The following is a 4,675-nucleotide window of genomic DNA, read 5'->3' as shown; positions in this document are numbered from 1 at the left end:
TTCGACTGCGATCCGGCTCAGGTCGAGGCTCTGACAGCCACCTTGTGCGGCTGGTTCGCCGACTGGCTCGACTCGCTACGCCGGATGCTGACGGCTGATCGGCTCGTGAAATCATCGGAATCCGGCCGCCAAGCGGTCTGAAACGGGTAAAACTGGAAAATTGATGCAATCGCCATCGAGGCTGGTGTGGTGTCTACATCCCATCAAGACCCGGAACCAAAAAATATTGTCCGGTTTTCGGTGTCGCAGCCCTGTTGCATTCGGCCGCCGCTTTTGGCATAGGTCTGCGCGTTGCCGGTGCGCGCTGTGCCGGAAACAGGATGCGGGTGTAGCTCAGTGGTAGAGCACGACCTTGCCAAGGTCGGGGTCGAGGGTTCGAGCCCCTTCGCCCGCTCCAATTTCCTCCTGACATCGTCACGCCGGGAGAGCCGCGATCTCGCCTTCGGGATCGAGATGGGCAGGCCGCCAGCCGAGCTCGGCTCTCGCTTTCGCACCGCTCAGCCGCTGGTCACGGGCATAGCCTCTTGCCCACTCGCCAAGTTCGCCGGCGATCTGATCGGCGGAGACGATTTGTGGCGTCTGGTTCGGTCGGCCGAAACGTCGTGCAAAGGCGCGCGCGATCCGCCCTACTTCAAGCGCCTCAATCGCCGCGCCGATATAGCTCGAGCCGGGAGGCGCCATGTCGAGTGCCAGCGCGTAGAGCTCGGCCAAATCGTCACGATGCACCAGCGGCCATCGTACGGCTTCACTCCCCACGATGCGGATTGCGGCGCCGGCGCGCGCATCGGCGGCAAAGCGGCTGAAGACGCCGCCATCGGCCGTGTAGACCATCGCCGGATGGATTACGACGCCCTTCACCGCGCGGGAGGACAGAATGCGCCACGCGTGCGGGACCATCCACGCAAACGCCGGCAGCGGAGAAAATGGTGCTGCTTCGGTCGCGACCTCGTTGCCGCCCGTGCCGAACAGCCAGCATCCGCCGGTCGTGATGAACCGCGGCCGCGGTCGCTGTCCGGCGAACCTCCGCAGCATCGCATCCAGCAGGCGGCCGTCGACCGTACCCATGTCGGCATCGAGATCAAAAGCCAGATGAACGATCGCATCGATCGGCGGCAGCTGTTCGATCCACGATGCCGGTCTTGCGATGTCGCCGACCAGCGGCTGGCCACCGATGCTTCGCAGTTTCTTCGCCGACGCTTCCGATCGGACCAGTCCTGTGAGCCGATGTCCGCGCTTGATCAGGACACGAGCGAGCGCGGTGCCGATGAAGCCCGTCCCGCCGAGAACGAAAACATTCATCCTCGTCCTCCCGCTTGATCTGCATCGTCCGGCTCATGATGCCGGAGATCGGTCCTGCCCGCTTCCCATGCATCTCGCGCTGCAGCACACGCACGAAGGCCGACTCTCGACGATCGTGTTTACCGACATTTGTCCGATCGTCTCAAGAACGACCGGGCCGGGCCGCCGTCCGCTTCTCAGAGCTTATGGATGTGCTACCATTTTTTCAGGTCTCTCCGGTCCGTCGGCAGACCCAAAGGTTCGTCTCTCAAAACCGTTTCGAACAATAAACAGTCGCAGCACCAATGCTGCAACAGGGGAGTGACGTGATGATATCGGCCTTCCATAAATCCATTCTTGCGCTCGCAACGATAGGGCTCGTTGCGGGGGCGGGCCTTGCCAATGCACAGCAGCAGGACAAGGACCGCCCGCTGAAGAAATACGAGTCTGGGACCAAGGAGTTTTGGACCCATCCACCGGACGACTGGTTCCTCGGCGACGAGACCGAGGCGCAGAAGGGGCTTGCGCCACCCTCCGGGCCGCCGACCGGCGCCTCCGACTCCGAACTCGCCAACCTCATCAAGAAGATCAAGCTGCCGACAGGTTTCAAGATCGAGGTGTACGCCTCGGGCGTGCTGGCGGCGCGGCAGATGGCCTGGGGCGACAAGGGCACGCTGTTCGTCGGCTCGTTCGGCCTCGGCAACGTCTATGCGATCACCGACAAGGACGGCAAGAAGGAGGTCAAGACCATCCTCAAGGGCCTGAACATGCCCACGGGTCTCGCCTACCGCGACGGTGCGCTCTACGTCATCGCCGTCGACAAGCTGATCAAATACGAGAACGCCGAAGCCAATCTCGACAATCTCGGTTCCGGCAAGGTGGTGTATGACGACATGCCGTCCTATGCCGCACATGGCTGGAAATATCTCGCCGCCGACAAGGACGGCTGGTTCTACGTCCCGTTCGGTCCGCCCTTCAATGTCGGCATTCCGCCCACCAGCGTGTCGCAGATTCGCCGCGTCGATCCCAAGACCGGCAATGCCGAAGTCTGGGCGCTCGGCGTCCGCAACTCGGTTGGCGGCGACGTCGATCCGCGCAGCGGCAAATACTGGTTCACCGAGAATGCGCGGGACTGGATCAGCGACGATCTGCCCTCCGACAAGCTGAACATGATCAACAAGATGGGCGAGCATTTCGGCTATCCCTATTGCCATCAGGGCGATCTGCCGGATCCGAAATTCGCGATGGGGCACAAATGCTCCGAGTTCACCCCGCCGGTCCTCAACCTCGGCGCCCATGTCGCTCCGCTCGGCATGAAGTTCTATACCGGCGACCAGTTCCCCGCCGAGTACAAGAACAACATCCTGATTGCCGAGCACGGCTCGTGGAACAGGCACAAATATCAGGGTGGGCGAATCGTGCGCGTGATCGTCGGCCCGGACGGCAAGCATCCGAAGGAAGAGGTGTTCGCATCGGGCTGGATCGAGGGTGACCAGGGCTATCTCGGCCGGCCTGCTGACATTGTCCTCGCCAAGGACGGCTCGATCCTCGTCGCGGACGATTGGGCCGGTGCGATCTATCGCATCAGCTACAGCAAGAAGTGATGTCTTGATGATCGGGGCTGCGGTCGCGCGATGATGCGGCCGCGGCCCTTTGCATTCCGACAATATCGAACGGCCACCGCAAGGCCGTCAGCCCAAGGAAACGTGATGCACAAGCTCGGAGTGACGGCCGCGTTGCTGGCCGCAATCGTCGCAGGCGGATCGACCGCCCATGCCGCCGATCTGGCGGCCGGCAAGGCCAAGGCTGAAATCTGCGCCGGTTGTCACGGCGAGAACGGCATCTCGACGACGGAGAACATTCCCTCGCTCGCCGGACAGCAGGATCAGTTCATCCAGTGGCAACTGGTGTATTTCCGCGCCGGTTCGCGCAAGAACGAGGCGATGCAGCCGATCGTCGAGCAGCTGAGCAACGAGGACATTCGCAATCTCGGCGCCTATTTCGCATCCCTTGCGCCGCCAAAGTCGCCTCCGGACAATGAGGCTGATTTGTCGAAGAAGGGCGCGCAGGCGGCAATGGGCCGCCGCTGCGCCTCGTGCCACACCGATTCCTACGCGGGGACCAAGGGCGTCGCCCGCCTCACCGGACAGCGCGAGGAATATCTCACCAAGGCGCTGCGCGAGTACAAGTCGGGTGCCCGGTTCGGCGGCAGCGGCGGCGCGATGACGGATGTCGCCTATCCCTTGAGCGACGAAGAGATCGTCGCGCTCGCGCACTATCTCGCGCATCTGTAGCTGTCGTCCCGGACAAGCAAAGGAGGGCCGAGCGCCGATCCGGAACCCATGACCACAGGACCTCGTTGTTGCGAAGGACGACTCCCGTATAACCCTCACGGACAGATTCCGCGGTATGGGTCCCGGCGTTCGCCGGGACGACAGCGACGATCTATCCCCGCTGCTTCTCATAAGCCTTCAGATGCGTGTAGGCGACGCGGAGCCGCGGCACCGGCACCTTGGCGCGATCGGCGCGTGCGATGAGATCGCCGATGACGTGATCGGCTTCGACCGGCTGGCCCTGCTTGATGTCACGGAACATCGAGGCGCCCAGCGGCGAGCCCTCTGTGGTCAGCATGGTCAAATTGCGCTCGACGAACGGCGCGCGCGGCGAAAAGCCCTCGGCGGCGGCGGTTTGCCTGCACTCTTCAAAAATGCCGAGAATGAATTCCTTGCCGCCGGGGGCGGCGAGAATGTTGCCGAGCGTCGTCCGCATCAGGCTGGTCGAGGCGGCGAGCGTGGCCAAGAACACCCATTTCTCCCACATGTCCTGCAGCACGCTGGCGCTGGCCGATGATCCGAATTTACCGCTGGCGAAAATGTCGGCGATGGCGCCAACCCGCTCCGACATCGTGCCGTCGCGCTCGCCAAAGCCGAGCGACTGCATCGGCTGCAGCTGCACCACCTCGCGCGCCTCGTTCAGCGTCGCCGCAATGGCGCAGAGCCCGCCCAGCACGCGCTCACTCCCAAACTTGTTGTCGAGGACGTCGAGATGATGCATGCCGTTCAACAGCGGGATAATCGCCGTGCGCGGCCCGACCGCCGGCGCAAAAGATTTTATCGCGTCGTCGAGGTCGTAGGCCTTGCAGGAGAGCAGCACGACATCGAAGTGATCCCCGAGTGCGTCGGCCTGCGCGGTCGGCGGATTTTTCAGCGTGGCGTCGCCGTGCGGGCTTTTGATGACGAGCCCGCTTGCAGCGAGTTCGCCGGCCCGTCGCGGCCGGACCAGGAAGGTAACGTCGCGCCCCGCCTGCAGCATCCTGCCGCCAAAATATCCGCCGATGGCGCCGGCGCCGACCACGAGAACACGCATGGTTTGATCCTTTTTCTTCTTCTTGAGGGAG

The 4,675-nt window shown here is 63.1% G+C and carries 4 protein-coding genes and 1 tRNA gene; 3 read left to right on the top strand and 2 right to left on the bottom strand.

Features of this window, described 5'->3' with window-relative positions; genetic code table 11:
• The first annotated feature begins 322 nt into the window (after nt 1–322).
• A tRNA-Gly gene (locus JOZ76_RS06115) sits at nt 323–397 on the top strand.
• Nucleotides 398–414: 17 nt separating this feature from the next.
• Here JOZ76_RS06115 and JOZ76_RS06110 read toward each other — a convergent pair.
• A complete protein-coding gene (locus JOZ76_RS06110; RefSeq protein ID WP_291697730.1) occupies nt 415–1,299 on the bottom strand; it encodes an NAD-dependent epimerase/dehydratase family protein in 885 nt (294 codons plus the stop codon).
• A 308-nt stretch (nt 1,300–1,607) separates the two neighbouring features.
• Here JOZ76_RS06110 and JOZ76_RS06105 point away from each other — a divergent pair, with 308 nt between their 5' ends.
• Both JOZ76_RS06105 and JOZ76_RS06100 read left to right on the top strand, forming a co-directional pair.
• Nucleotides 1,608–2,882 carry a PQQ-dependent sugar dehydrogenase gene (locus tag JOZ76_RS06105; RefSeq protein WP_291697729.1) on the top strand — a complete coding sequence of 425 codons (1,275 nt, stop codon included), beginning with the start codon at nt 1,608–1,610 and terminating at the stop codon, nt 2,880–2,882.
• 105 nt (nt 2,883–2,987) lie between these two features.
• A complete protein-coding gene (locus JOZ76_RS06100) occupies nt 2,988–3,572 on the top strand; it encodes a c-type cytochrome (protein ID WP_291697728.1) in 585 nt (194 codons plus the stop codon).
• Nucleotides 3,573–3,723: 151 nt separating this feature from the next.
• Here the strand turns inward: JOZ76_RS06100 and panE are convergent, their stop codons facing one another.
• Nucleotides 3,724–4,644, bottom strand: coding sequence for a 2-dehydropantoate 2-reductase (panE, locus tag JOZ76_RS06095; RefSeq protein ID WP_291697731.1), 921 nt, complete (start codon nt 4,642–4,644; stop codon nt 3,724–3,726).
• Nucleotides 4,645–4,675: the final 31 nt, after the last annotated feature.

Origin of the sequence: Bradyrhizobium sp. (assembly GCF_019244115.1) — a bacterium.
In the GTDB taxonomy this organism is placed as follows: domain Bacteria; phylum Pseudomonadota; class Alphaproteobacteria; order Rhizobiales; family Xanthobacteraceae; genus Bradyrhizobium.
Note: the sequence above shows the minus strand (reverse complement) of the source record. Positions and strands in the feature narration are given on the sequence as shown.

Excerpts from the sequence above, each read along its gene's own strand:
- JOZ76_RS06110 (WP_291697730.1), bottom strand. The coding sequence starts at position 1,299 with ATGAATGTTTTCGTTCTCGGCGGGACGGGCTTCATCGGCACCGCGCTC.
- JOZ76_RS06105 (WP_291697729.1), top strand. The coding sequence starts at position 1,608 with ATGATATCGGCCTTCCATAAATCCATTCTTGCGCTCGCAACGATAGGG.
- JOZ76_RS06100 (WP_291697728.1), top strand. The coding sequence starts at position 2,988 with ATGCACAAGCTCGGAGTGACGGCCGCGTTGCTGGCCGCAATCGTCGCA.
- panE (WP_291697731.1), bottom strand. The coding sequence starts at position 4,644 with ATGCGTGTTCTCGTGGTCGGCGCCGGCGCCATCGGCGGATATTTTGGC.